Below are 25,077 nucleotides of genomic sequence, written 5' to 3'. Positions count from 1 at the left end.
CACCGGTCCGGGCCGCGTGGGCCGTGGGCCCTAACGCCCGTTGAACGCGTCCTTCAGGCGCGAGAACAAGCCCTGCTGGCCTGGCTTGAACTCGCCCGTCGGTCGCTCCTCGCCGCGCAGCTTGGCGAGCCGCCGCAGCAGCTCCTCCTGCTCCGGGTCGAGCTTGCTCGGCGTCTGCACCTCGACGTGCACGACGAGGTCGCCGCGGCCGCCGCCGCGCAGATGCGTCACACCGCGCTGGTGCAGCGGGATCGACTGGCCGGACTGGGTGCCGGGCCGGATGTCGACCTCCTCCAGACCGTCCAGCGTCTCCAGCGGCACCTTGGTGCCCAGGGCCGCCGCGGTCATCGGGATGGTGACCGTGCAGTGCAGATCGTCCCCGCGGCGCTGGAAGACCGGGTGGGAGATCTCGTGGATCTCGACGTACAGGTCGCCGGCCGGGCCGCCGCCGGGGCCGACCTCGCCCTCGCCCGCCAGCTGGATCCGGGTGCCGTTGTCGACACCCGCCGGGATCTTCACCGTGAGGGTGCGGCGGGACCGCACCCGGCCGTCACCGGCGCACTCCGGGCACGGCGTCGGGACGACCGTGCCGAAGCCCTGGCACTGCGGGCACGGCCGGGAGGTCATGACCTGCCCCAGGAAGGACCGCGTCACCTGCGAGACCTCGCCGCGGCCGCGGCACATGTCACAGGTCTGGGCGGAGGTCCCGGGGGCCGCGCCCTCGCCGCTGCAGGTGGTGCACACCACGGCGGTGTCGACCTGGATGTCCTTGGTGGTGCCGAACGCGGCCTCGTCCAGCTCGATGTCGAGCCGGATCATGGCGTCCTGGCCCCGCCGGGTACGCGAACGCGGGCCGCGCTGCGAGGCGGTGCCGAAGAACGCGTCCATGATGTCGGAGAAGTTGCCGAAGCCCGCGCCGAAGCCACCGGCGCCGGCGCCGCCGGTGCTGGACAGCGGGTCGCCGCCGAGGTCGTAGACCTGCTTCTTCTGCGGGTCCGACAGCACCTCGTAAGCGGCGTTGATCTCCTTGAACCGCTCCTGGGTCTTGGGATCCGGGTTGACGTCCGGGTGCAGCTCCCGGGCGAGCCGGCGGAACGCCTTCTTGATCTCGTCCTGTGAGGCATCACGCCGCACGCCCAGGACTGCGTAGTAGTCCGTCGCCACTTACGACTCCGCCAGGATCTGTCCGACGTAACGTGCCACTGCGCGTACCGCTCCCATCGTTCCGGGGTAGTCCATGCGGGTCGGTCCGACCACGCCGAGTTTCGCGACCGCCTCGTCGCCAGAACCGTAGCCGACCGCGACCACGGACGTGGAGTTCAGCCCCTCGTGGGCGTTCTCATGCCCGATGCGCACGGTCATGCCCGAATCCTTGGCCTCACCCAGCAGCTTGAGCAGGACGACCTGCTCCTCCAGCGCTTCCAGCACCGGTCGGATGGTGAGAGGAAAGTCATGTACGAAGCGGGTCAGATTGGCGGTGCCGCCGATCATCAACCGCTCCTCGGTCTCCTCGACCAGGGTCTCCAGCAGGGTCGCCAGCACCGCCGAGACGGTGCCCCGCTCCTCCGTCTCGAACGACTCCGGCAGGTCCTGCACCAGCTGCGGGACGTCGGCGAAGCGCCGCCCCACGACCCGGCTGTTCAGCCGCGCCCGCAGGTCCGCCAGGGCCGTCTCGCCGACCGGCGCCGGGCAGTCCACCATGCGCTGCTCGACCCGGCCGGTGTCGGTGATCAGCACCAGCATGACCCGGGCGGGCGCCAGCGCGAGGAGTTCCACATGCCGGACGGTGGAGCGGGTGAGCGACGGGTACTGCACGACCGCGACCTGCCGGGTCAGCTGCGCGAGCAGCCGCACCGTGCGCCCCACCACGTCGTCCAGGTCGACCGCCCCGTCCAGGAAGTTCTGGATGGCGCGGCGCTCCGCCTGGGAGAGTGGCTTGACGCCCGCGAGCTTGTCCACGAAGAGGCGGTAGCCCTTGTCGGTCGGGATACGGCCCGCGCTGGTGTGCGGCTGGGCGATGAACCCCTCGTCCTCCAGCGCCGCCATGTCGTTGCGCACGGTGGCCGGGGACACCCCCAGCCGGTGCCGCTCGGTGAGCGCCTTGGACCCCACCGGCTCCTCGGTGCCGACGTAGTCCTGGACGATGGCGCGCAGCACCTCGAGTCTGCGTTCGCTGAGCACGCGCTCACCTCCCTGCCCGGCCGGGCTCCGTGGGGCTCTCAGGGCCGCCCCGCTGGCACTCAGCTGCCCCGAGTGCCAAATCCTTCCTGAGTCAGTGTACGGCCGGGTCCCATGGCGGGGGCAAGAGCCGTCCCAGCCCCGGTGGACGGCCCGGCGCACGGCACAACCGGGACCGCACACGGTGGAGTCGGCCGCTCCCGGAGGGCCCGCGCCCCGCGGCACCGGACCGCCCCGCCCGCCGGGCGCCGGCCGTGCCGCCACCCTCCCCGGGCGCTAGCGTCTGCCCCATGGACAGCACTGCGGAACCGTCCGCGCACCGCACCGCCGAACCGGCCGGCTGGGAGCGCCTCGCGCCCGGCGTGGTACGCCGGCGGCTCCCCGGCTGGGACGAGACGATCGGCGCCGTCGCGGGCGAACACGGCGTACTCGTCATCGACACCGGCGCCACGCTGGCCGACGGGGCCATGATCCGCCGCGAGGTCACCGCGCTCTTCGGCCGGCGCCCCACCCATGTCGTGCTCACCCACCCGCACTTCGACCACGTCCTGGGCACCGCCGCGTTCGCCGGCTGCGAGGTGTACGCGGCCGTCGGGATGGCCGACCTGCTCCGCCGGGAGCGGGACGACCTGCGCGAGGACGCCCAACGGCACGGGGTGCCCGGCGACACCGCGGCGGAGGCCACCGACCTGCTGGTGATCCCGCACCACGAGGTGTCCGGGGAGCTCGTGGTGGACCTGGGCGGCCGCCGGGTGCTGCTGGCCAACGTGGGCCCCGGCCACACCGGCCACGACCTCGCGGTCCTGGTCCCCGGCACCCCCGAGGTGGTGTTCTGCGGGGACCTGGTCGAGGAGTCCGGCGAACCGCAGGCCGGGCCGGACGCGATCCCCGCCCGCTGGCCCGCCGCCCTGGACCGGCTGCTCGCGCTCGGCGGCGAGGACGCCCGGTACGTGCCCGGCCACGGCGCCGTGGTGGACGCCGCCTTCGTCCGCGCGCAACGCGACGAGCTGGCCGGTACGCCCGGCGGCGGACCCCCGGCGGCCGGTGACCGGTAACCGCCGCCCACCGGCGTGTCGCCACCGCGGCCTGCCGTTTTTTCGTATCGTCGGCCGGTGCGCAGCAGACGGTACGACCCCGACCTGACCCCTCCGTGGCAGCGGCAGGCCCCGGTGCCGGAGGTTCCCGCGGAGGCCGATCTGGTGGTCGAGGAGGTCGGCACCGGCTTCTGCGGCGCCGTCATCCGCTGCGAGAAGACCGCCCAGGGCCCCACCGTCACCCTGGAGGACCGGTTCGGCAAACACCGGGTCTTCCCGATGGAGCCGCGCGGCTTCCTGCTGGAGGGCAAGGTGGTCACCCTGGTGCGCCCGGCCGCCGCCGGGCCCGCCGGCCCCCGGCTGACCGCGTCCGGCTCCATCGCGGTGCCCGGCGCCCGGGCCCGGGTGGCCCGCGCGGGCCGCATCTACGTGGAGGGCCGGCACGACGCGGAGCTGGTGGAGCGCGTCTGGGGCGACGACCTGCGGATCGAGGGGGTGGTGGTCGAGTACCTGGAGGGCGTCGACGACCTCCCGGAGATCGTCCGCGCCTTCTCCCCCGGCCCGGACGCCCGGCTCGGCGTGCTCGTCGACCACCTGGTGCCCGGCTCCAAGGAGTCCCGCATCGCCGCCCGGGTCACCGGCGAGGACGTACTGGTCGTCGGCCACCCCTTCGTCGACATCTGGCAGGCGGTGAAGCCCTCGTCGCTGGGGATCGCGGGCTGGCCGGCCGTCCCGCACGGCCAGGACTGGAAGACCGGCGTGTGCCGGGCGCTGGGCTGGCCGGAGAACACCGGCGCCGCCTGGCAGCGGATCCTGGGCGCCGTCCGCTCCTACCGCGACCTGGAACCGGAGCTGCTGGGCGCGGTGGAGCGGCTCATCGACCACGTCACCGCGGGCTGAGAACGGCGGCGCGGCCGGTCCCAGGGTTCCGGCCGGGACCGGCTGGCCCGGCGCCGCCGCGGACCGGGTCCCGGGAGCGGTCGGCTTCGCGGGTTCCGGCCGAGCCGCCCGGGCGGTTCCGGCGGGCGGTTCCGGCCGAGCGGGCCCGGCGGGCGGTTCCGGCCGAGCGGGCCCGGCGGTTGCGGCCGAGCGGGCCAGGGGTCTGCCCGGGCCGGCCAAGGGGGTCCGCGCGGCGGCCAGGGGCGGCCAGGGGCGGCCGGTCAGTCCACCAGGTCCCGCACCACCGCGTCCGCCAGCAGCCGCCCGCGCAGCGTCAGCACCGCGCGTCCCGCCCGGTACGGCCCGTCCTCCAGCAGGCCGTCCCGTACGGCGCGCGCCGCGGCCCGCTGCCCCGCCGGGGCCAGCAGCTCCAGCGGGCAGCCCTCGGCCAGTCGCAGCTCCAGCAGGATCCGCTCCACCCGGCGGTCCTCCGCGCTCAGCACCTCGCGGCCCGCGCCGGGCGAGCGCCCCTCGCCGAGCGCCTGGGCGTATGCGCCGGGGTGCTTCACGTTCCACCAGCGCACCCCGCCGATGTGGCTGTGCGCGCCGGGTCCCGCGCCCCACCAGTCGGCGCCGCGCCAGTACAGCTCGTTGTGGTGGCAGCGTGCGGCCTCGGAGGTGGCCCAGTTGGACACCTCGTACCAGGCGAAGCCGGCCGCGGACAGGGTCTCCTCGGTGATCAGGTAGCGGTCGGCGTGCACATCGTCATCGGTCATCGGCACCTCGCCGCGGCGGATCCGCCGGGCCAGCTGGGTGCCCTCCTCGATGATCAACGCGTAGGCCGAGACATGGTCCGGGCCGGCGCCGAGCGCCGCGTCCAGCGACGCGCGCCAGTCGTCGTCGGTCTCCCCCGGCGTGCCGTAGATCAGGTCCAGGTTGACGTGCTCGAAGCCGGCCGCCCGGGCCTCGGCCACGCACGCCTCGGGACGGCCGGGCGTGTGGGTGCGGTCCAGCACCCGCAGCACATGGCGCCGGGCGCTCTGCATGCCGAAGGAGACCCGGTTGAATCCGCTCTCCCGCAGCTCGGCCAGGTAGCGCGGATCGACCGAGTCGGGGTTGGCCTCGGTGGTGACCTCCGCGTCGTCCGCGAGCCCGAACTCGTCCCTGATCGCCGCGAGCATCCGGCCGAGGTCCGCCGCGTCCAGCAGGGTGGGGGTGCCGCCGCCGACGAAGACCGTCCGGACCGGCCGGGGGTCGTCGCCCAGCACCTTGCGGGCGAGCCGGACCTCCTCGACGAGGGTGTCGGCGTAGTTGTCCCGGGAGGCCAGCGCCCCGCCGGAGCCGCGCAGCTCGGTGGCGGTGTAGGTGTTGAAGTCGCAGTAGCCGCAGCGGGACGCGCAGTACGGCACATGCAGATAGAAGCCGAGCGGCCGCCCGGCGGCACCGTCCAGCGCATGGCGGGGCAGCGCCCCGTCGTCGGGCACGGGCTCACCATCGGGCAGTACGGAAGGCATACGTCCCATTGTCCGGCATCGCGGGGACCCGCCGGCACGCCTGGCGACGGCGGGGGACCGCGACGGGGACGGGCGCTGCGGCAGCGCAGCCGGACCCGGGCGCCCGGAACCGAACGGGGGGCGCCACGACCGGGACAGTCGCTCCGGCAGCGCAGCGCCGGACCGGCCCCCTGGCGGCCACGGGCTCCGCGACGGGGACAGGGACGGGGACGGGCGGGGCTGAGCGGTGGCCCCGCCCGCCCGTTCGGCGCCGGCCCGGCCCGGCGGGGGCCTGACCGGCGCGACCGGAGGGGTGCGGAAGGCGACGGAGGAGGGGAGGAAAGCCAGAGAGGGAGGAGTGGGAAGAGAGGGAGGGGAGGGAGGGGAGGGAGGAGGAGAGGAGGGCGCCGGGGAGCGCCCGGCGGTCACGCCTCCCGGGCGCCGGCGTACATCTCCTCGATCAGGCCCTTGTACTCCCGCTCCACCACCGGGCGCTTGAGCTTCAGGCTCGGGGTCAGTTCGCCGTGCTCGACGTCCAGGTCGCGCGGCAGCAGCCGGAACTTCTTGATCGTCTGCCAGCGCTGGAGACCGGCGTTGAGCTGCTGGACGTAGCCCTCGATCAGCTCGTTGACCTCCTTGGTGGCGACGACCTCGGTGTAGGTCCTGCCCTCCAGACCGTTCTCCGCGGCCCAGGCCAGGATCGAGGGCTCGTCGAGGGCGATCAGCGCGGTGCAGTAGTTGCGGTCGGCGCCGTGCACCAGGATGTTCGAGACGTACGGGCAGACCGCCTTGAACTGCCCCTCCACCTCGGCCGGCGCCACGTACTTGCCGCCGGAGGTCTTGATCAGGTCCTTCTTGCGGTCGGTGATCCGCAGGTAGCCGTCCGGCGAGAGCTCGCCGATGTCACCGGTGTGCAGCCAGCCGTCCGGCTCCAGCACCTCGGCGGTCTTCTCCGGCTGGCCGTGGTAGCCCTGCATGATGCCGGGGCCGCGCATCAGGATCTCGCCGTCGTCGGCGATGCGCACCTCCAGCCCGGGCAGCGCCTTGCCGACGGTGCCGGTGCGGTAGTTCTCGGGGTTGAGGAAGCTCGCCGCGCTGGACTCGGTCATCCCGTAGCCCTCCAGGATGTTTATCCCGGCGCCCGCGAAGAAGAAACCGATGTCGGGGGCGAGGGAGGCGGAGCCGGAGACGGCGGCGCGCAGTCGCCCGCCGAACGCCTCGCGCAGCTTCGTGTAGACGAGCTTGTCCGCGAGGGCGTGCTTGGTCCGCAGGCCCACCGGCACACTGCCGGTGCCGGTGCGGCGGAAGTTGTCCTGGTAGACCTGGGCGTACTCGCGGGAGACCCCGGCCGCCCACTGGAAGATCTTGTACTTCGCCGCGCCGCCCGCCCGGGCCTTGGCGGCGACACCGTTGTAGACCTTCTCGAAGATGCGCGGCACGGCGCACATGTACGTGGGGCGGACCACCGGCAGGTTCTCGATGATCTTGTCGATACGGCCGTCGACGGCGGTCGAGTGGCCGACGTAGATCTGCCCGGCGGTGAGCACCTTGCCGAACACATGGGCCAGCGGCAGCCAGAGGTACTGGAGGTCGTCCGGCTTGAGCAGGTTGATGTTGCCGATCGCGACCGCCATGTAGGACCAGGCGTCGTGCGAGAGCCGCACGCCCTTGGGGCGGCCGGTGGTGCCGGAGGTGTAGATGAGCGTGGCGAGCTGGTCCGCGCGGAGCGCTCCCACCTGCTCCCGCACCACGTCCGGCTGCTCGTCCAGCAGGGCCAGCCCACGCTTCTCCAGCTCGGCGAGGGAGAGCACCCAGCCGTCCGGGTCACCCTCGGCCGGCACCGCGTCCGCGCCCTCGATCACCACGACGTGGCTCAGCTCGGGGAGCTCCGCGCGCTTCTCGCGGGCCTTGGCCAGCTGGCCGGCGTCCTCGGCGATCAGCACCCGGCTACCGGAGTCGGAGAGGATGAAGGCGGTCTCCTCGGCGTTGGTGCTGGGGTAGACCGTGGTGGTCGCGGCTCCGGCGCAGAGCACCGCCAGGTCGGTGAGGACCCATTCGATCCGGGTACCGGACGCGATCGCCACGCGCTCCTCGGGACGGACGCCGAGCGCCATGAGACCGGCCGCCATGGCGAACACCCGGTCCGCGGTCTGGCGCCAGGTCAGCGGCGTCCAGTCGTCCCGGCCCTCGCCGGAGGCGGCGGGCACGGGGTAGCGGAATGCCTCGGTCTCCGGCGTTTCCTCGACCCGCTGGAGAAACAGGGTGGCCAGCGACGGCGGCCGGTTGTCAAGCAGCGTCTGTGTGTCGGTCACGGCATCCTCCGGGGCCCGCCTCAGTGCTTATGACTCGCGAGTAACATTCGAGCAGGGTCAGCGTAGAGGCCGTGCCCCGCGTTGGTAAGAGTTCAGACCGACGTTGTTCAAGGTGTGACCGAGTTTCCGGCAGGTCCGGGCCGGGCGTGAGGCGACCGCCGCGGACGGCGCACGCCCGGCCCGGGCCCGGCCCGCCGCCGCGGACTCCGCACGGGCGGCGGGGGCCGGCGTCCGCCGCCGCCCGCGCCTGAGCCCGCCGCGACGGACACGCCCGAGGGGCCCGGCGCGGCGCACCGGGCCCCTCGGGCGGAACCGCCGACCGCTACTTCTTGCCCTTGCTCTGGCCGGAGTCGTCGCTGGACAGCACCGCGATGAAGGCCTCCTGCGGCACCTCCACGGAGCCGACCATCTTCATCCGCTTCTTGCCTTCCTTCTGCTTCTCCAGCAGCTTCCGCTTACGGGAGATGTCACCGCCGTAGCACTTGGCGAGGACGTCCTTGCGGATGGCGCGGATGGTCTCGCGGGCGATCACCCGGGAGCCGATCGCCGCCTGCACCGGCACCTCGAAGCTCTGCCGCGGGATCAGCTCGCGCAGCTTGGCCACCAGCCGGACACCGTAGGCGTACGCCTGGTCCTTGTGGGTGATCGCGGAGAAGGCGTCGACCTTGTCGCCGTGGAGCAGGATGTCCACCTTCACCAGCTGCGAGGTCTGCTCGCCGGTGGGCTCGTAGTCCAGCGAGGCGTAACCGCGGGTCTTGGACTTCAGCTGGTCGAAGAAGTCGAAGACGATCTCGGCGAGCGGCAGCGTGTAGCGGATCTCGACCCGGTCCTCGGAGAGGTAGTCCATCCCGAGCAGGGTGCCGCGGCGGGTCTGGCACAGCTCCATGATCGAGCCGATGAACTCGCTCGGCGCCAGGATCGTGGCCCGCACCACCGGCTCGTAGACCTCGGAGAGCTTGCCCTCGGGGAACTCGCTGGGGTTGGTGACGATGTGCTCGCTGCCGTCCTCCATGAGCACCCGGTAGACCACGTTGGGGGCGGTGGCGATCAGGTCCAGGCCGAACTCGCGCTCCAGCCGCTCCCGGATCACGTCCAGGTGCAGCAGGCCGAGGAAGCCGACCCGGAAGCCGAAGCCGAGCGCCGCCGAGGTCTCCGGCTCGTAGACCAGCGCGGCGTCGTTGAGCTGCAGCTTGTCCAGGGCCTCACGGAGGTCGGGGTAGTCCGAGCCGTCCAGCGGGTACAGCCCGGAGAACACCATCGGCTTGGGGTCCTTGTAGCCGCCGAGCGCCTCGGTGGCCCCGCCCGACTGCTGGGTGATCGTGTCACCCACCTTGGACTGGCGGACGTCCTTCACGCCGGTGATCAGGTAACCGACCTCGCCGACGCCCAGACCGTCCGCGGGCAGCATCTCCGGGGAGTTGGTGCCGATCTCCAGGAGCTCGTGGGTGGCCCCGGTGGACATCATCCGGATGCGCTCGCGCTTGGACAGCTGGCCGTCCACCACCCGGACGTAGGTGACCACGCCGCGGTAGGAGTCGTACACCGAGTCGAAGATCATCGCGCGGGCGGGCGCGTCGGCGACCCCGACCGGGGCCGGGACCCGCTCGACGACCCGGTCCAGCAGCGCCTCGACGCCGATACCGGTCTTCGCGGAGACCCTGAGGACGTCCTCCGGGTCGCAGCCGATGAGACCGGCCAGTTCCTCGGAGAACTTCTCCGGCTGGGCGGCCGGTAGGTCGATCTTGTTCAGCACGGGGATGATCGTGAGGTCGTTCTCCATCGCCAGGTAGAGGTTGGCGAGGGTCTGGGCCTCGATGCCCTGGGCCGCGTCGACCAGGAGGACGGTGCCCTCACAGGCCGCGAGCGAACGCGAGACCTCGTAGGTGAAGTCCACGTGCCCCGGGGTGTCGATCATGTTGAGGATGTGGGTGGTACCCGCGGCCTCCCCAGACAGGGGCGCCCAGGGCAGACGCACCGCCTGGGACTTGATCGTGATGCCGCGCTCGCGCTCGATGTCCATGCGGTCGAGGTACTGCGCGCGCATCTGTCGCTGCTCGACCACGCCGGTGAGCTGGAGCATCCGGTCGGCGAGCGTGGACTTGCCGTGGTCGATGTGCGCGATGATGCAGAAGTTGCGGATGTGCGCCGGGTCGGTGCGGCTTGGCTCCGGCACATGGGTAGGGGTCGCGGGCACGCAGCGTCCTGTGTCTAGGCGGGACTCGGGTGTTGTTCCCCCCATCGTCCCATGACTGGCCGCGAGTGACCGGTTTGGGACGCCGCAGAGGCTGCTGGTAGCCTGGCTCACTGTGCCTCTTGCCCTCTCAGCGCGAGGCGCGACGGGTGTCCGGCAGGGACACCCACCAGTGCCTCGGCAAGGGTGCCCCAAGCGCCCCGGCGGAGGCGCTCCGAAATTCCAGTCGAACCTGAAAAGGCTCATTCGTGGCGAACATCAAGTCCCAGATCAAGCGGAACAAGACCAACGAGAAGGCGCGCCTGCGCAACAAGGCCGTCAAGTCCTCGGTCAAGACCGCCGTCCGCAAGGCCCGCGAGGCCGTGGCCGCCGGTGACCTCGAGAAGGCCACCGTCGCCAGCCGCGAGGCCGCCAAGAAGCTCGACAAGGCCGCCAGCAAGGGCGTGATCCACAAGAACGCCGCCGCCAACAAGAAGTCGGCGCTGGCGCAGCAGGTCGCCACCCTCAAGGGCTGACCCGAGCTTCACCCCGGGGCGTGAGCCCCCTGCCGGGACGGGCATACAGCGGTCCCTCTCACCCGCTCCGACCGGCACTCCGCAGGGCGTCCGAAGGATCCTCCTGCGAGCAGTGACATCGCGCCGCACGCGGCCTGCGTTCGCCACGCGGGTGCGGCGCACACAGCACAGGGCGTACGCGCGGAACCCGCCGTACGTGACGAAGACCTCGCGGTCGTCCTTTCCCCAGGACGCACGCGGGGTCTTCGCGCTGTAGGCGTTCGGGTACCCTTCGCGCATGTCCATACCGGGGGAACCCAATCCGTACGCCCAGCAGCCCGCACAACCGCCGCAGGGCCAGCCGCCGACTCCCAACCCCTACGCACAGGTGCCTCCGCAGCAGCCCGCCCCCGGGATGGCCCCCGGCGCCGTCCCCAACCCCTACTCCCAGCCCACCATGCCCGGCATGCCGATGAGCGGTGCCGCCCCGGGATACGGTCCCGGCGTCCCGCCGCCGCCGGCCGCGGCCGGCGGGCGCAAGGGCTGGCTGTGGGCCGTCGGCGGTGCGGTGGCCGCCTCCGCGGTCTGGGCCGGGGCGGTCTTCGCCACCGGCGGTTTCGGGGGCGACCCCGAGCCCGAACTGGGCGGGTACCAGTACACCGGCGACTACTGCTCCTCCAACGACTTCTCCGCCTTCACCGAGGGTGGTGAGTACCAGAAGGAGGAACCGGAGGACGAGGACAAGGACAAGAACCCGGAGTTCTACGGTTCCGAGCACGCCGCCCTCGACACGATGAACTGCAACATCGACTTCGAGCCGGCCAACGCCGGCAGCGACGACTACTCCAACGCCTGGGTCTACAGCAGCGCGCTGCTGCACAAGAAGACCGACCCCGCACCGGAGTTCGAGGCGCAGTACCGCGCCTACGAGGACCAGAAGTCCGGCACGTACCGCTACACCGTCAAGAAGGTCGACGGCCTCGGCGACGAGGCGTACCTGGTGACCCAGTTCGACAAGGACGAGGAGTCCAGCGACGAGTCGAACGGCGAGTACATGATCCTGGCCGTCCGGGACGGCTGGCTCACCTACTCCCTGACGTGGTCGGAGTACGTATCGAGCAGTTCCTCGTCGGACGACGACTACGACTCCGACTACGACTCGGACTACGACTCCTCGGAGCACATGGCCTCGACCCGCGCCGAGGTGGAGACCATGCTGAAGAAGAGCGCCAAAGCCACCCTGGGCAAGCTCGGCGCCGGGAAGTAACCCCGCGGACACCCCGCCGGGGGGCCGGCGGCCCGGGCCTCACCACGCCCGCTGCCCGGCCCGCGGCGGCCCCGGGAGCGGCCCGGGGCCGGCCCCGGGGTGCGTGGCGGGGTGGCCGGCGCGTGGCGCGTGGCGGGGTGACCGGCGCGTGACGGGGTGGCCGGCGCGTGACGGTGTGCATCCTCCTTGTACGGAAGCAACCGTTTGTACGGGAGCAGCCGTAGGGACCGTCCCGCCCTCGGATAGCCGTACGGACGTCCCGGGAAGCGGGAAGCGGGAAGCGGGAAGCGGGAAGCGGGAGCAACTGTGCGGACCGACCCCGGGGAGCTGCACGGACCGCCCCGGTCAGCTGTACTAACCGCCCCGGGTCAGCGCCCTGCCGCACCTACCTGGGCCGCCCGGCCAGCGGGTCCTCCTCGGCGCGGCGGAAGGCACGGGTCGCCGGGGGCAGCAGGTCGTCCTCGGCACAACAGCCGAGCCGATGCCGGTGCGCGACGGCCCGAGCGGCTCGGACGGCTCGGACGGCTCGGACAACCCGAACAGCGCGGGGCCGCACTGCAGCGGGCGACGCGGCCCCTTCTCGGCACGGACGACCCGGACGGCGCCCGGCCGCACCGGCGCCGGCCGCCGGGGCAGCGGGCTCTCGCACAGCGGACGGGTCGAGGCCGGCACGGTCAGCCGTGACAGCGGGTCCTCCTCGGCACGACGGCCGACGCGGGCCCCCCGGGCAGCAGGTCCCCGCCGTGCGACGGCCGGACCGGTGCCAGCGCGGGCAACCGGAGCAGCCGGAGCAACCGGAGCAACAAGACTTTCCTCGCAGCGGGCGGGCGCACCCCGCGGCGGTCAGCGTCCGCGGCCGGCCCGGGCCGCCCGCGCCACGGTGACCACGGCCTTCTCCAAGGCGTACTCGGGGTCGTCCCCGCCGCCCTTGACGCCCGCGTCCGCCTCCGCGACCGCGCGCAGCGCCACCGCCACCCCGTCCGCCGACCAGCCGCGCATCTGCTGCCGCACCCGGTCGATCTTCCACGGCGGCATGCCCAGGTCACGCGCCAGATCCGCGGGGCGGGCCCCGCGCGGTGCGGAGGCCAGCTTGCCGATGGCCCGGACGCCCTGAGCGAGAGCGCTGGTGATCAGCACGGGTGCGACGCCGGTGGCCACCGCCCAGCGCAGCGCCTCCAGTGCCTCCGCGGTACGCCCCTCCACGGCACGGTCGGCGACGGTGAAACTCGACGCCTCCGCCCGCCCGGTGTAGTAGCGGGCCACCACCGCCTCGTCGATGGTGCCCTCGATGTCGGCGACCAGTTGGGCACAGGCACTGGCCAGCTCCCGCAGATCGCTGCCGATGGCGTCCACCAGCGCCTGGCACGCCTCCGGGGTCGCCGAACGGCCGGTGGCCCGGAACTCCGTACGGACGAACGCCAACCGGTCGGCGGGCTTGGTCATCTTCGGGCAGGCGACCTCCCGCGCCCCCGCCTTGCGCGCCGCGTCCAGCAGCCCCTTCCCCTTGGCTCCGCCCGCGTGCAGCAGCACCAGCGTGATCTCCTCGGCCGGCGCACCGAGGTAGCCCTTCACGTCCTTGATGGTGTCGGCGGACAGGTCCTGGGCGTTGCGCACCACCACGACCTTCCGCTCGGCGAAGAGCGACGGGCTGGTCAGCTCGGCCAGCGTGCCGGGCTGCAGCGCGTCGGGGGCGAGGTCCCGGACATCGGTGTCCGGGTCGGCGGCGCGGGCCGCCGCGACGACCTCCTGCACCGCGCGGTCCAGGAGGAGGTCCTCCTGTCCCACGGCGAGGGTCACGGGGGCGAGCGGGTTGTCGGTCGTACTCTTCCTGGCCATCGCCGACCAGCATCCCACGTGCCACCGACAGCTCCGGCTGACGGACAATGCTGCGGTGAAGGAACGACACGTCCTGGTGCTGCCCGACCGCGACGCGGCCGAAGAGGTGGCCGACGCGCTGACCCGGCGTTTCCCGTGGACCGACGAACCCCGGCTGGTCCGCGACGCCCTGGCCGGGGAGGACGACGCCGAGGACGCGCAGTGGCTGGTCGTCGTGGAGGACCCGGCGGGACGGCTGGCCGAGACGGAACTGCACGAGCTGGCGGAGGGGTACGACGGCTGGCTGGAGGACTACCCCGGCTGACACCCCGCGGGAGGCCCGCCGGCCACGGCCTCGCACCGGCGCCGCACCGGTCCCCGCTCCGCGGCGTCCTCGGACCGGAGACGTAGTTCCCTGGCCGCAGCCGCCCGCCACGGCTCCTTCTTCCGCCCGAGGCGACCGCGCGGCGGACCTCGCTAGCGTGCGAGCAGCGCGGCCCGCACGGGACGCCGCACGAGGGAGTGGAAGATGACGGTGGAATCGGCGCCGGTGCGCAGCCAGGAGCAGCGCAAGCACGACGTCCTGGACCGGCTGGCGCGCGAGGAGGACATCTGGGTCGCCTCGGCTGACAAGACGGGCACCCCCTGCCTGGTGCCGCTGTCGTTCCTCTGGGACGGGCAGACGGTGTGGCTCTCCACCCGCGCGACCAACCCGACCGGCCGGAACCTCCAGGAGACCCGCCGGGTGCGGCTGTCGTTCGGGCACACGCGGGACGTGGTGATCCTCGACGGACGGGTGACGGAGATCATTCCCCGGGACGCCATCCCGCAGCGGACGGGTGACGCGTTCGCGGCCAAGGCGCGGTGGGACCCCCGCAACCCGGGGAACGGCTCCTCCTACCAGTACTTCAAGGTCCTGCTGACCGGCGTGCAGGCGTGGCACGAGGAACACGAGATGGCCGGGCGGCACCTGATGCGGAACGGTGTCTGGGTGGTCTGACCGCGGCACGCGCCGCCATCGGCCCCAGCGGCGGGCCGGCGGAACGGCTCCGGGACCCCGGTACGCCGGACGGGTGTCGGCGGGGGCGCGCCGGCTTCGGCCTCCGCCTCCGGCGGCACCGCGTGGCGTTCCCGGGGGCCTTCGGCGCCGGTTGCCGTGTCTGCCGCCGGTGACCGAGGCCCGCAGGCCCGCCCCTGACCCGATGACGGCGATCGCGCCGTCGGTGTCGGTGCGGACCACGGCCGCCCCGTGGCTCCGGAGCGCGGCGAGGGTCCGCGGGGACGGGTGCCCGTAGAGGTTCCGGGCACCGCAGGAGATGACGGCCAGCCTGGGCTTCAGTCGCCGCATCAACTCCGGGTCCTGATAGGCGGAGCCGTGGTGGGCGACCTTCACCACGTCCATCGTCGGCAGCTCCGGGTAGGCGGCCAGCAGGCCCCGCTGGGCCGGGGGTTCGAGGTCGCCGAGGAGCAGCAGGGTCAGCCCGGCCGTGCGGACCAGCAGGGTGACGCTCGCGTCGTTCGGCTCCTCCGTGGCGGTGACCGCCGCGGCCGCGCCCGCCGGGCCGGCGGAAGGGGCCGGCGGCCACAGCACTTCCCAGGACAGCGGGCCCACCCGCCGCCGCTCCCCCGGGGTGGCGGTGATCACCGGGATGTCCGCGGCCCGCGCCTGTCTGCGGACGTACTCCGCCTGGTCCGGCGGCTCCGCCAGGCCGGTGGTCTCGATCGCCCCGACCGACCGGCCGCGCAGTACGCCGGGCAGGCCGGTGACATGGTCGGCGTGGAAGTGGGTCAGCACCACCAGCGGGACCCGGACGATGCCCAGAGAGCGCAGGCACCGGTCGACGGCGCGCGGCTCCGGTCCGGCGTCCACCACCACGCCCGCGCCGTCGCCCGCGGCCAGCACCAGCGCGTCTCCCTGACCGACGTCGCAGGCGACCATCCGCCAGCCGGGCGGCGGCCAGCCGGTGACGACCCGGGCCAGTGGAGCGGGCCGCAGCAGCACGATCATCAGCAGCAGCGCCCCGGCCGCGCAGACCCACGGACGCCACGGCACGCTCCGCACCACCAGCACGGCCACGCCGGTGGCCGCCACCAGCAGCAGCGCGCCGCCCCAGCCGCCCGGCCAGCCCGCCTCGGCGCCGGGCAGGCCGGCACCGGTCCGGGCCACGGCCGCGATCCACTCGGCCGGCCAGCCCGCCAGCCGGCCGAAGACCTCGGCGACCGGCATCGCCCATGGCGCGGTCGCGAGGGCGGCGAACCCGAGCACGGTGGCCGGGCCCACCGCGAGCTCGGCGAGCAGGTTGCAGGGGATCGCCACCAGGCTCACCCGGGCCGAAAGCATCACGATGACCGGCGCGCAGACGGCCTGGGCGGCGAGGGCCGCGGCCAGCATCTCGGCGAGCCGCGGCGGTACCCCACGGCGGCACAGCGCGGCGCTCCAACCGGGCGCGAGGGTGAGCAGCGCGGCGGTCCCCAGGACGGACAGCAGGAAGCCGGGGCTACGGGACAGCCACGGGTCGTAGAGGACCAGGGCCAGCACGGCGGCCGCCAGCGCGGGAAGCAGGGAACGGCGTCGGCCGGTGCCGATCGCGAGCAGGGTGATCAGCCCGCAGGCCGCCGCGCGCAGCACACTGGGGTCCGGGCGGCAGACCACGACGAAGGCCAGGGTGAGGAGGCCGCCCAGCAGGGCGGTGGTGCGCAGCGGGATGCCGAGGCGTCCGGCGAGACCTCGCCGCTCGGCGCGCGCCGCGAGGTGCGGTGGGCCGACGAGCAGCACCAGCAGGAGCGTGAGGTTGCTGCCGCTGACCGCCAACAGGTGGGCCAGGTCGGTCGCGCGGAACGCTTCGTCGAGCTCGGCCGGCAGCCGGGAGGTGTCCCCGACCACCAGGCCGGGCAACAGTGCCCGGGCATCCGCCCCCAGCCCGTCGGTCGCGGTGCGCAGCCCGGCGCGGAGCCGCCCGGCCGTGCGTTGCAGCGCGTTGGGGTCACCGGTGACCCGGGGCGGTCCTCCGCCGCGGACCCGGAGGACCGCGGCGTACGGCTCGGCTTCCCGCAGCGGAGGCGCCAGCCGGGCGGAGACCCGCAGCCGAGTGGAGGGCAACAGGGCGAGCCAGGACGCCTCGGCCCCGGGGCGGGGCCGGATCGTGACCAGTACGGGGGAACGGTTGGTGGAGACCGTGCCGTCGGGTGCGGTGATCCGGGTGGCCTCGGCTCTGAGGACCACCGTGGTCGGTGCGGACGTCGCACCGCCCACCGGGAGGCGGGCCTGGCGGGGGTCGCCCGTGACCGTCAGCTCGACCGTCGCCTCGGAGTACCGGCCGGCGAGGACGGGCAGTGGTCCGCGGCGCAGTTCCGCCGAGTGCAGACCGGCCACCGCGGCGGCGGCCGAGGCACAGAGCAGAGCCATGGCGAGGGCCACCCCCGCCCCGCGCCGCCCGGCGCTGTCCCCGTCCGCCCGCACCCGGCCGGCCCCGGGAGCGGGCGGACGAGTGAGCCCGGTGCCACCTGGCGCCCCGCTCCGGCCGGCGACGTCCCCGCGCACCCGCTCGCCTCCGGCGCCATCCGCCATCCCCCGGCCGGCCCCCACATCGTCCGCCTGCCCCTGGTCGGCACCAGCGCCGCCCGCCCCGCCCCGCGGAGTGCCGCCTGCTACCCGGATCCGCGCGGCACCGCCCCCGCGCACCCGCCGCGCACCGGCACCGGTTTCCCCCACCCGGACGGCGCCGGCCCCGGCCCCGCAGGTCTCCTCAGCCTCGCCTTCCGCGGCGGCGAGCGGTCCGGTCTCACCGTCCGGTGCGTCGGCGCGTGCGGCATGGGTGCCCCCGGGCCGCGGGCGTCCCGGTCGCTGCCCCGCCTGGATTCGAGCAGTCGGGCCGGGGGCGGCCCGTCCGCGACGGTAATCCCAGCACAGCAGCCCGACCCCGGCGACCAGGGCCGCGGCGCAAGCGGACGCCACCGCACCGCCGGACGACGAACCGAGCGCCAGTGCGGCGGCGATCCACGCCGCGAGCGCGGGGAAGACGAGCCGGAGGTCGGCAGGGCCCTCCTGGCGGGGGTCGGACGCCCCCAGCGGTGACACCGCATCGGCGTGCACCCGTACGCGCCCCGGCCGCACCCCCGCCGCGGCCCTCCCGTTCCTCCCCGGTGCGGTCCTCCCGTTCCTCCCCGGGGCGTCATGCCGGAGGCCGCCGACCACGAGCGGTGGTCCGTCCGGGATGCCGGCGCGAGCCCCGGCCGGATGCCGCGCCGCGGCCCCGGCCTCCGGGGGCGCCACCGTCGGCGTCCGGTCCGCGCCGCTCATGGTCGAACCAGCGGCCGCAGGTCGGCGAAGCGGCGCGCGCCGATGCCGTGGACGTCACGGAGTTCGTCGACCGAGCGGAAACCCCCGTGCTCGGTCCGGTAGTCGAGGATGTGCTGGGCCAGCACCGGTCCGACCCCGGGCAGCGTGTCGAGTTGTTCGGCGGTGGCGGTACTGAGGCTGATCGGGACACCCTCCGGGGCGGTGCCGCTCGCGTTCGCACCGCGAGGCGCGGCACCCGGCGCGGCGGGCTGTCCCCCCGTCGGCGGACCGGGCGCGCCGCCGACCACGATCTGCTCGCCGTCGGTCAGCACCCGGGCGCGGTTCAGGCCGCTGAGATCCGTGCCCCGCCGTACGCCACCGGCCGCGCTGAGGGCATCGGCCACCCGGGAACCGGGCGGGAGCCGGTGGACACCGGGGTCGTGCACTTTGCCCGCCACGTCGACCACCACGCCCCGGCCGTGGCCGGGGGCGCCGCCGCTGGTGGCTGCCGCTGCCGGAGCGGGCGCCGGCAGCGGCGGACCGTGAGGGGTCTGCCCAGTGTCCCCGGACGGAGTGACGGCGGAAGTACCGGACGGGTGTTCGGCGGCGGGGGCGTGCACGGTCTGTGGGCGCCCTGCCCAGAAGTGGTAGGCGGCGAAGCCTGCCGCGACGAGCAGGACGAGGGCCAGTGCGGCGAGGGTCCGAGGCTCGACGCCGCACCTGGTCCGCCACCACAGGGGTAACCGTTCGCTCACCGCGAGCCGGATGCGGTGCCGGCGCCACCCACCCGACGCGGCGCCGGAAGGAGGGAACCCGCCATCCGGTGGCAGCCCAGAGCGCGGAGCCGGAACTGCGGACCCGTCGTCGGAGCCGACGCCGGTCAGGGCGGTGCCGGTGGTGCCGACAGCACCGCGTTCGGTGGCGGCGGCGGTGGCGGCGGTCCGAAGCTCGGCTGTCTCGGCCTGCGGTTCAGCTGTCTCGGCTGCCCGGGGTTCGGCGGTATCGCAGGGGCCTGATCCGGCGGTACCCACGGTGCCGGCAGTGGCGGTGCCGACCGGGCCGACCCCATCGGTCCCCTCCCGGGGGCCGGCCGCGGCTTCCGGTGGCCGGTCGATCCCGATGGAGGGCGGGCCGGTGCGAGTGGCTCCGCCACGGCGGGTGGCCGGGCTCACCGGGCCGTTTCCGGTATGCGGTCGCGTCCCCGGCGGGTGGCGTAGCAGGGCGGCTGCCCGCTCGGCCGTGCCGGAGCTGGGGCGCGGGGTGCGGACCAGACGGTGGGCACCTGATCCGCGCCGCACGCGCGGTCGTCCGTGCGCCGGGCGGTCGATTACGGATTGTGATCGTGATCCCATGAGGCCCGACGGTAGGCGGAGGTCGCCGATCTCGCTGGAGGACCGCGATTCCCGGGGATAACCGGCCAGTTGTGGATAACTCAGCCACTCGGCCGAGGGAACCGGGCCCGGCGGGGCATGCCCAGCCCGTCGATCGGGGATGACTCACCCAGCACGACGCGTCACCACACACATCCGCCACCGTGTGACACCGCACAGACACGCCGCACACATACGCCACGCCGCCGCCCCATCTCCGCGCAACGCGTCACCGCACATTCCGCCACCACAAGATGCGCCTTGAGATGCGCCTTCGCATCCCGCCGGTACCGGTCGCCCCCCGATACCGCGCCTGAGGGGCCGAGCACCCGGACGGCCACCTCCTACCGGGGCGAGACCACGGCCCCCAGCAGGCCGGGGCCAGTGTGAGCGCCGATCACCGCGCCGACCTCGCTCACGTACAGTTCCTCCAGCCCCGGCACCCGGTCCCGCAAGCGGTCCGCGAGCGCTGTCGCCCGCTCGCCGGCCGCCAGGTGGTGCACGGCGATGTCCACCGGGCTCGCCCCGGCCCGCTCCACGACGATCTCCTCCAGGCGCGCGATGGCCTTCGAGGCGGTCCGGACCTTCTCCCGCAACTCGATCCGGCCCTCGTCGAGTTGCAGGATCGGCTTCACCGCCAGGGCCGAGCCGAAGATCGCCTGCGCCGCGCCGATCCGGCCGCCGCGCCGCAGGTAGTCGAGGGTGTCCACGTAGAAGTAGGCCGACGTCGCCTCGGCCCGCTTCACCGCGGCGGCGACGGTCTCATCCAGGGTGCCGCCGCTGTCCGCGGTCTCGGCGGCGGCCAGCGCGCAGAAGCCGAGGGCCATGGCCACCATGCCGCTGTCGACCACCCGCACCGGCACCGGCGCATCCCGGGCCGCCAGCACCGCCGCGTCGTAGGTCCCGGAGAACTCGGCGGACAGATGGAGGGAGACGACACCGGCCGCACCCGCCTCGGCGGCCGCACGGTAGGCGGCGGCGAACATCTCCGGGTTGGGGCGGGAGGTGGTGACGGGTTTGCGCTTCTGGAGCGCCTGGGCGACGGAGCGGGCCGAGATCTCGGTGCCCTCCTCCAGTGCCCGGCTGCCGAGCACCACCGTGAGGGGGACCGAGGTGATGTGATGTCGCTCCATCACCTGCTGAGGCAGGTAGGCCGTGGAATCGGTCACGATCGCGACATGGCGGGACATGACTGGGAGGTTAGCGGGGGACGTGCGGACCCGACAGCGCGGGCCCTCCGGGCCGCACGGTGACAGCGCCCCGGGGGCGCTGCGGATACGCCGCAAGCGGCGCGGCAGAGGCGCCCCGCACCGTGCGGCCGGTCCGCCCCACACCGCGCGGCCGATCCGCCCCACACCGCGCGGCGGGTGCGCCACGCATCGTGCGACGGATGCGCCACGGGCGTGCCACGGGCGGTGCGGCAGGGGCGCCCGCGGCCGGCGCGACGCCCGCCGGCTTACCGGCGGTGGTGCGTGGGTCACCGTACCGTGCGGGTCAGCCGTTCTCCGGGTGGGCGGACCGCTGCCAGGAGTGGCCCGGCTGCCAGGTGTGCTCCGGCGGCGCGTCCAGTGCGGGCCGCGGTGACTCCGCCGTGGCCGGCCCGGCGGCCCCCGGGGTGGCCACGCCAGGAGCCGGCGTGTCTCCGGCGCGCTCGGTGCCCCCGGCGCCCCCGTCGGCGTCCCTGGCGGCCGGGGAGCCCGTGGCGCCGGGTGCCGTCCCCGCGGAGGCGGCGGGCGAGGTGTCCGTGGCTCCGGGCGCCGGAGTCCAGTGCCGCAGGGCGCCGGATTCCATCTCGATCTGGCGGGACAGCTGGGCCAGGTCGTCCTGCGCGAAGCGATGGGCCCGCTCCTGGGCCGCATGGCGCAGCGAATCGGCCGAGGACGTGACCTGCCGGGTGCGCTCGCGCATCTCGGGCAGGCGGCCGAGGACGCGGCTCTTGTCGGGCTCCCGTTCCGCTCGCTTCAGCTCGGCGTCGAGTTCGTCGGCGTGGGACCGCAGCCGCTGGAAGAGGGCGAGCGACTCGCTCAGCGAGGAGTCCTCGGCGGCGCCCGCCTGCAGCGCCTGCTCGGTCGCCGTCATGGACTTGCGGAGCGACAGCCGCAGCTGCGCCAGTTCGCCCGCCGGGCCCGGCTGGCCGAAGCTCTTGGCCCGCAGCGCGGTGTCCTCGACGGTGCGCCGTGCCTGGGTGATCGTGCGGTCCACGCCGCGCTTGGCGGCCCGTACCGCCTTGACTCCCAGGTAGATCCCCAGCCCCATGATCACCACGACGAGGAGCGCCAGGATCAGAATCACGGATTCCATCGGTATCCCTAGCCCCTCGCTGTCGGCGCGCGCGTATCCGGACGTGTCGTCCCTCCACGGTAAACGCAGACAGGCCGGACCGGAGTTCCTCGGAGGCCCTGAAACACGGACGGGCAGGGCCGAAGTTCCTGGGAACCCCACCCTGCCCGCGAACCGTTTCGACGGCGCCCGGCCGGTCCGGCCCCGCGCCCGCCGACCGCCGACCGACCGCCAGCCAGCCGCTCGGCGGGCCTGCCGACCGGGCACGGCGGTCAGGCGCCGACGCGGTCACGGCCGCGAAGCGGTCACCCGGCCACCGGAGGCCCGGTCACCCCTCACCCGTCACCCCTCGCCCGCCGCACCTCACCGGTGACCAGTGACCGGTCACCAGTGAGGCCGTGGTGTCCACGGGGTGACGCCGGGGCGCTCCGGTGGGCGGTGCCGTGGCCGTCTCGCCGGTCACGGCCGGGGCCGCCCGCGTCAGTGCTCCGGTGTCATGCCGGAACGATGTTGACCAGCTTCGGCGCGCGCACGATGACCTTGCGGATACCGGCGCCGCCCAGTGCGGCGACCACCGCCGGGTCGGCCAGCGCCAGCTTCTCCAGCTCGTCGTCCGAGATCGTCGGCGGCACCTCCAGCCGGGCCTTGACCTTGCCCTTGAGCTGCACGACGCAGGTCACGCTCTCGTCCACCACGTACGCCGGGTCGGCGACCGGGAAGTCGTGGTGGACCACCGAGTCCTGGTGGCCCAGCTTGCGCCACAGCTCCTCGGCGATGTGCGGGGCCAGCGGCGCGATCAGCAACACCAGGCCCTCGGCGACCGAGCGCGGCACCTCCCGCAACTTGGTGACGTGGTTGTTCAGCTCGGTGACCTTGGCGATGGCGGTGTTGAAGCGCAGCCCCGCCATGTCCTGCCGGACGCCGTCGATCGCCTTGTGCAGGGCGCGCAGGGTCGCCTCGTCCGGCTCGGCGTCGACGACGGTGACCTCGCCGGTGTTCTCGTCGACCACGTTCCGCCACAGCCGCTGCAGCAGCCGGTACTGGCCGACGACCGCGCGGGTGTCCCACGGCCGGGAGACGTCCAGCGGCCCCATCGCCATCTCGTACAGGCGCAGGGTGTCCGCCCCGTACTCGACGCAGATCTCGTCCGGCGTGACCGCGTTCTTCAGGGACTTGCCCATCTTGCCGAGCAGCCGCGAGACCTTGCCGCCCTCGTAGTAGTAGACGTCGTCGCGTTCCTCGACCTCCGTGGCCGGGACCGCGATGCCGCGGGCGTCCCGGTACACATAGGCCTGGATCATGCCCTGGTTGTACAGCTTGTGGAACGGCTCCGCGGAGGAGATGTGCCCCAGGTCGAACAGCACCTTGGACCAGAACCGGGCGTACAGCAGGTGCAGCACGGCGTGCTCGGCGCCACCGACGTACAGGTCGACACCGCCGTGCGGGCGGCCCGCGCTCGGACCCATCCAGTAGCGCTCGATGTCCGGGTCGACCAGCCGCTCGCTGTTGTGCGGGTCCAGGTAGCGCAGCTCGTACCAGCAGGAGCCCGCCCAGTTGGGCATGGTGTTGGTCTCCCGGCGGTAGCGGCGGGGGCCGCGGCCGTCGCCCAGGTCCAGCTCCACGTGGACCCACTCGTCGTTGCGGGACAGCGGGGTCTCCGGGGAGGTGTCCGCGTCGTCCGGGTCGAAGGTGCGCGGCGAGTAGTCGTCGACCTCGGGCAGCTCCAGCGGCAGCATCGACTCCGGCAGCGGGTGGGCGACGCCGTCCTCGTCGTAGACGATCGGGAAGGGCTCGCCCCAGTAGCGCTGACGGCTGAACAGCCAGTCGCGCAGGCGGAAGTTGACGGTGCCTTCGCCGATGCCCCGGGTCTCCAGCCACTCGGTGATCCTCACCTTGGCCTCGGCGACGCCCAGGCCGTCCAGCGAGATCCCGTCCTGGGCGGAGTTCACGATCGTGCCGTCGTACGAGCCGAACGCGTCGTCCCAGTCGGCGGGGTCGGTGCCGCGGTCGTCCGACGGCTCGACGACGCAGCGCATCGGCAGCTCGAAGGCGCGGGCGAAGGCGAAGTCGCGGGTGTCGTGCGCCGGGACGGCCATGATCGCGCCGGTGCCGTAGCCCATCAGCACGTAGTCGGCGATGAAGACCGGCACCCGGTCACCACTGACCGGGTTGACCGCGTAGGCGCCGGTGAAGACGCCGGTCTTGTCCTTGGCCTCGGCCTGGCGCTCCACGTCCGACTTGGACGCGGCCTGCTTGCGGTAGGCGGCCACCGCCTCGGCCGGGGTGGCGTAGCCCCCGGTCCACACCTCGTGGGTGCCCTCGGGCCAGCCGGCCGGGACGATCGAGTCGGTACCGGAGACCAGGTCGTGCTCCGGGGCCAGCACCATGTACGTCGCGCCGAACAGGGTGTCCTGGCGGGTGGTGAAGACGGTGATCGCCGCGTCGGTGCGGCCGTCCACCGCGAAGTCGACCCGGGCGCCCTCGGAGCGGCCGATCCAGTTGCGCTGCTGCAGCTTGATGGCCTCGGGCCAGTCCAGCTCGTCCAGGTCGGTCAGCAGGCGGTCCGCGTAGGCGGTGATCCGCATGTTCCACTGGCGCAGATTGGCCTTGAACACCGGGAAGTTGCCGCGCTCGGAGCGGCCGTCCGCGGTGACCTCCTCGTTGGCCAGCACGGTGCCCAGGCCGGGGCACCAGTTGACCGGCGCGTCCGAGGCGTAGGCCAGCCGGTAGCCGCCCAGCACGTCGGCGCGCTCGACCTCGCTCAGCCCGGTCCACGGGCGGCCGTCGGGCGTGGCGCGCTCACCGGAGGCGAACTGCTCGACCAGGTCGGCGATCGGCCGGGCGCGGCGCTCCTCCTCGTCGTACCAGCTGTTGAAGATCTGCAGGAAGATCCACTGGGTCCACTTGTAGTACTCGGGGTCGATCGTCGCGAACGAGCGGCGCTTGTCGTGCCCCAGGCCCAGCCGACGCAGCTGCGCCTTCATGTTGACGATGTTGGCCTCGGTGGACACCCGCGGATGCGTGCCGGTCTGCACCGCGTACTGCTCGGCGGGCAGGCCGAAGGCGTCGAAGCCCAGGGTGTGCAGGACGTTGTGACCGGTCATGCGGTGGAACCGGGCGTAGACGTCGGTGGCGATGTACCCCAGGGGGTGACCGACGTGCAGCCCCGCACCCGACGGATACGGGAACATGTCCATGATGAACGTCTTCGGCAGCTCGGCGACCGCGGGGTCGCCGGCCAGGTCGCCGGTCGGGTTCGGTGCCTCGTACGTGCCGTCGGCGTCCCAGAAGTCCTGCCAGCGCGCCTCGATGTCGGCGGCCAGCGCGGCCGTGTAGCGGTGCGGCGCGGCCACCTCGGCAGCAGTGTTGGTCTCGCTCATCGTCCTCAAAGCTCCATCGATCGTCTCTGTCAGCGGTACGACTCGTCAGGGTGACGAAACGAAAAATCCCCTCGCACAGGAGGGGACGCCGCGCCGATGCCGACC

The 25,077-nt window shown here is 73.6% G+C and carries 16 protein-coding genes and 1 pseudogene; 6 read left to right on the top strand and 11 right to left on the bottom strand.

Annotated elements, in window-relative coordinates; all coding sequences use genetic code 11:
• Positions 1 to 30: 30 nt before the first annotated feature.
• Complete coding sequence (dnaJ, locus tag ACH4B3_RS19260; protein ID WP_398464057.1) at positions 31 to 1,164, bottom strand: molecular chaperone DnaJ; 1,134 nt, start codon at positions 1,162 to 1,164, stop codon at positions 31 to 33.
• Positions 1,165 to 2,181 (bottom strand): heat-inducible transcriptional repressor HrcA, encoded by a 1,017-nt coding sequence (hrcA, locus tag ACH4B3_RS19255; RefSeq protein WP_398464056.1) that lies wholly within the window; start codon positions 2,179 to 2,181, stop codon positions 1,165 to 1,167.
• Positions 2,182 to 2,468: 287 nt separating this feature from the next.
• On the opposite strand from hrcA, the gene ACH4B3_RS19250 reads away from it, so the two are divergent.
• Together ACH4B3_RS19250 and ACH4B3_RS19245 are read left to right on the top strand one after the other, a co-directional pair.
• Positions 2,469 to 3,233, top strand: coding sequence for an MBL fold metallo-hydrolase (locus ACH4B3_RS19250; protein ID WP_398464055.1), 765 nt, complete (start codon positions 2,469 to 2,471; stop codon positions 3,231 to 3,233).
• Between the two features lie 57 nt (positions 3,234 to 3,290).
• Positions 3,291 to 4,112: a DUF3097 domain-containing protein gene (locus ACH4B3_RS19245; protein WP_398464054.1), complete on the top strand. Its 822-nt coding sequence runs from the start codon at positions 3,291 to 3,293 to the stop codon at positions 4,110 to 4,112.
• Positions 4,113 to 4,372: 260 nt separating this feature from the next.
• On the opposite strand, the gene hemW is transcribed toward ACH4B3_RS19245, so the two are convergent.
• The 3 genes from hemW to lepA form a co-directional block, all read right to left on the bottom strand.
• Positions 4,373 to 5,605 (bottom strand): radical SAM family heme chaperone HemW, encoded by a 1,233-nt coding sequence (hemW, locus tag ACH4B3_RS19240; RefSeq protein WP_398464053.1) that lies wholly within the window; start codon positions 5,603 to 5,605, stop codon positions 4,373 to 4,375.
• Positions 5,606 to 6,009: 404 nt separating this feature from the next.
• A complete protein-coding gene (locus ACH4B3_RS19235; RefSeq protein WP_398464052.1) occupies positions 6,010 to 7,896 on the bottom strand; it encodes an AMP-dependent synthetase/ligase in 1,887 nt (628 codons plus the stop codon).
• Positions 7,897 to 8,218: 322 nt separating this feature from the next.
• The gene (gene lepA / locus ACH4B3_RS19230) at positions 8,219 to 10,090 is read right to left on the bottom strand and encodes a translation elongation factor 4 (protein WP_398464051.1); all 1,872 of its coding nucleotides are present in this window, start codon (positions 10,088 to 10,090) and stop codon (positions 8,219 to 8,221) included.
• Between the two features lie 245 nt (positions 10,091 to 10,335).
• On the opposite strand from lepA, the gene rpsT reads away from it, so the two are divergent.
• Both rpsT and ACH4B3_RS19220 read left to right on the top strand, forming a co-directional pair.
• Positions 10,336 to 10,602 (top strand): 30S ribosomal protein S20, encoded by a 267-nt coding sequence (gene rpsT / locus ACH4B3_RS19225; RefSeq protein ID WP_398464050.1) that lies wholly within the window; start codon positions 10,336 to 10,338, stop codon positions 10,600 to 10,602.
• A 277-nt stretch (positions 10,603 to 10,879) separates the two neighbouring features.
• Complete coding sequence (locus ACH4B3_RS19220; RefSeq protein WP_398464049.1) at positions 10,880 to 11,848, top strand: hypothetical protein; 969 nt, start codon at positions 10,880 to 10,882, stop codon at positions 11,846 to 11,848.
• Positions 11,849 to 12,691: 843 nt separating this feature from the next.
• Here ACH4B3_RS19220 and holA read toward each other — a convergent pair.
• The gene (gene holA, locus ACH4B3_RS19215; RefSeq protein WP_398464048.1) at positions 12,692 to 13,684 is read right to left on the bottom strand and encodes a DNA polymerase III subunit delta; all 993 of its coding nucleotides are present in this window, start codon (positions 13,682 to 13,684) and stop codon (positions 12,692 to 12,694) included.
• 55 nt (positions 13,685 to 13,739) lie between these two features.
• Here holA and ACH4B3_RS19210 point away from each other — a divergent pair, with 55 nt between their 5' ends.
• A complete protein-coding gene (locus ACH4B3_RS19210) occupies positions 13,740 to 13,988 on the top strand; it encodes a hypothetical protein (RefSeq protein ID WP_398464047.1) in 249 nt (82 codons plus the stop codon).
• A gap of 204 nt (positions 13,989 to 14,192) precedes the next feature.
• A complete protein-coding gene (locus ACH4B3_RS19205) occupies positions 14,193 to 14,663 on the top strand; it encodes a pyridoxamine 5'-phosphate oxidase family protein (protein WP_398464046.1) in 471 nt (156 codons plus the stop codon).
• Positions 14,664 to 14,837: 174 nt separating this feature from the next.
• Here ACH4B3_RS19205 and ACH4B3_RS19200 read toward each other — a convergent pair.
• The 5 genes and pseudogenes from ACH4B3_RS19200 to leuS form a co-directional block, all read right to left on the bottom strand.
• Positions 14,838 to 17,069: pseudogene (locus tag ACH4B3_RS19200) on the bottom strand (ComEC/Rec2 family competence protein); the annotation flags it as partial.
• Between the two features lie 890 nt (positions 17,070 to 17,959).
• Positions 17,960 to 18,697, bottom strand: coding sequence for a helix-hairpin-helix domain-containing protein (locus tag ACH4B3_RS19195; RefSeq protein ID WP_398464045.1), 738 nt, complete (start codon positions 18,695 to 18,697; stop codon positions 17,960 to 17,962).
• A 959-nt stretch (positions 18,698 to 19,656) separates the two neighbouring features.
• Entirely contained in the window at positions 19,657 to 20,502 is an 846-nt protein-coding gene (locus ACH4B3_RS19190; RefSeq protein ID WP_398464044.1) for a DegV family protein, read from the bottom strand.
• Between the two features lie 304 nt (positions 20,503 to 20,806).
• Positions 20,807 to 21,613 carry a hypothetical protein gene (locus ACH4B3_RS19185; protein ID WP_398464043.1) on the bottom strand — a complete coding sequence of 269 codons (807 nt, stop codon included), beginning with the start codon at positions 21,611 to 21,613 and terminating at the stop codon, positions 20,807 to 20,809.
• Positions 21,614 to 22,086: 473 nt separating this feature from the next.
• Entirely contained in the window at positions 22,087 to 24,972 is a 2,886-nt protein-coding gene (leuS, locus tag ACH4B3_RS19180; RefSeq protein WP_398464042.1) for a leucine--tRNA ligase, read from the bottom strand.
• Between the last annotated feature and the right edge of the window lie 105 nt (positions 24,973 to 25,077).

The sequence above is a fragment of the Streptomyces sp. NPDC018031 genome, from assembly GCF_044327625.1.
GTDB lineage: Bacteria > Actinomycetota > Actinomycetes > Streptomycetales > Streptomycetaceae > Streptomyces.
The sequence above is the reverse complement of the archived record's forward strand: the minus strand, read 5'-3'. Positions and strand labels throughout refer to the sequence as shown.

Bases quoted from the DNA above. Each gene is read 5' to 3' on its own strand.
- leuS (WP_398464042.1), bottom strand. From the start codon at position 24,972: ATGAGCGAGACCAACACTGCTGCCGAGGTGGCCGCGCCGCACCGCTAC.
- hemW (WP_398464053.1), bottom strand. From the start codon at position 5,605: ATGCCTTCCGTACTGCCCGATGGTGAGCCCGTGCCCGACGACGGGGCG.
- ACH4B3_RS19250 (WP_398464055.1), top strand. From the start codon at position 2,469: ATGGACAGCACTGCGGAACCGTCCGCGCACCGCACCGCCGAACCGGCC.
- ACH4B3_RS19185 (WP_398464043.1), bottom strand. From the start codon at position 21,613: ATGGAATCCGTGATTCTGATCCTGGCGCTCCTCGTCGTGGTGATCATG.
- holA (WP_398464048.1), bottom strand. From the start codon at position 13,684: ATGGCCAGGAAGAGTACGACCGACAACCCGCTCGCCCCCGTGACCCTC.
- ACH4B3_RS19190 (WP_398464044.1), bottom strand. From the start codon at position 20,502: ATGTCCCGCCATGTCGCGATCGTGACCGATTCCACGGCCTACCTGCCT.
- ACH4B3_RS19205 (WP_398464046.1), top strand. From the start codon at position 14,193: ATGACGGTGGAATCGGCGCCGGTGCGCAGCCAGGAGCAGCGCAAGCAC.
- ACH4B3_RS19220 (WP_398464049.1), top strand. From the start codon at position 10,880: ATGTCCATACCGGGGGAACCCAATCCGTACGCCCAGCAGCCCGCACAA.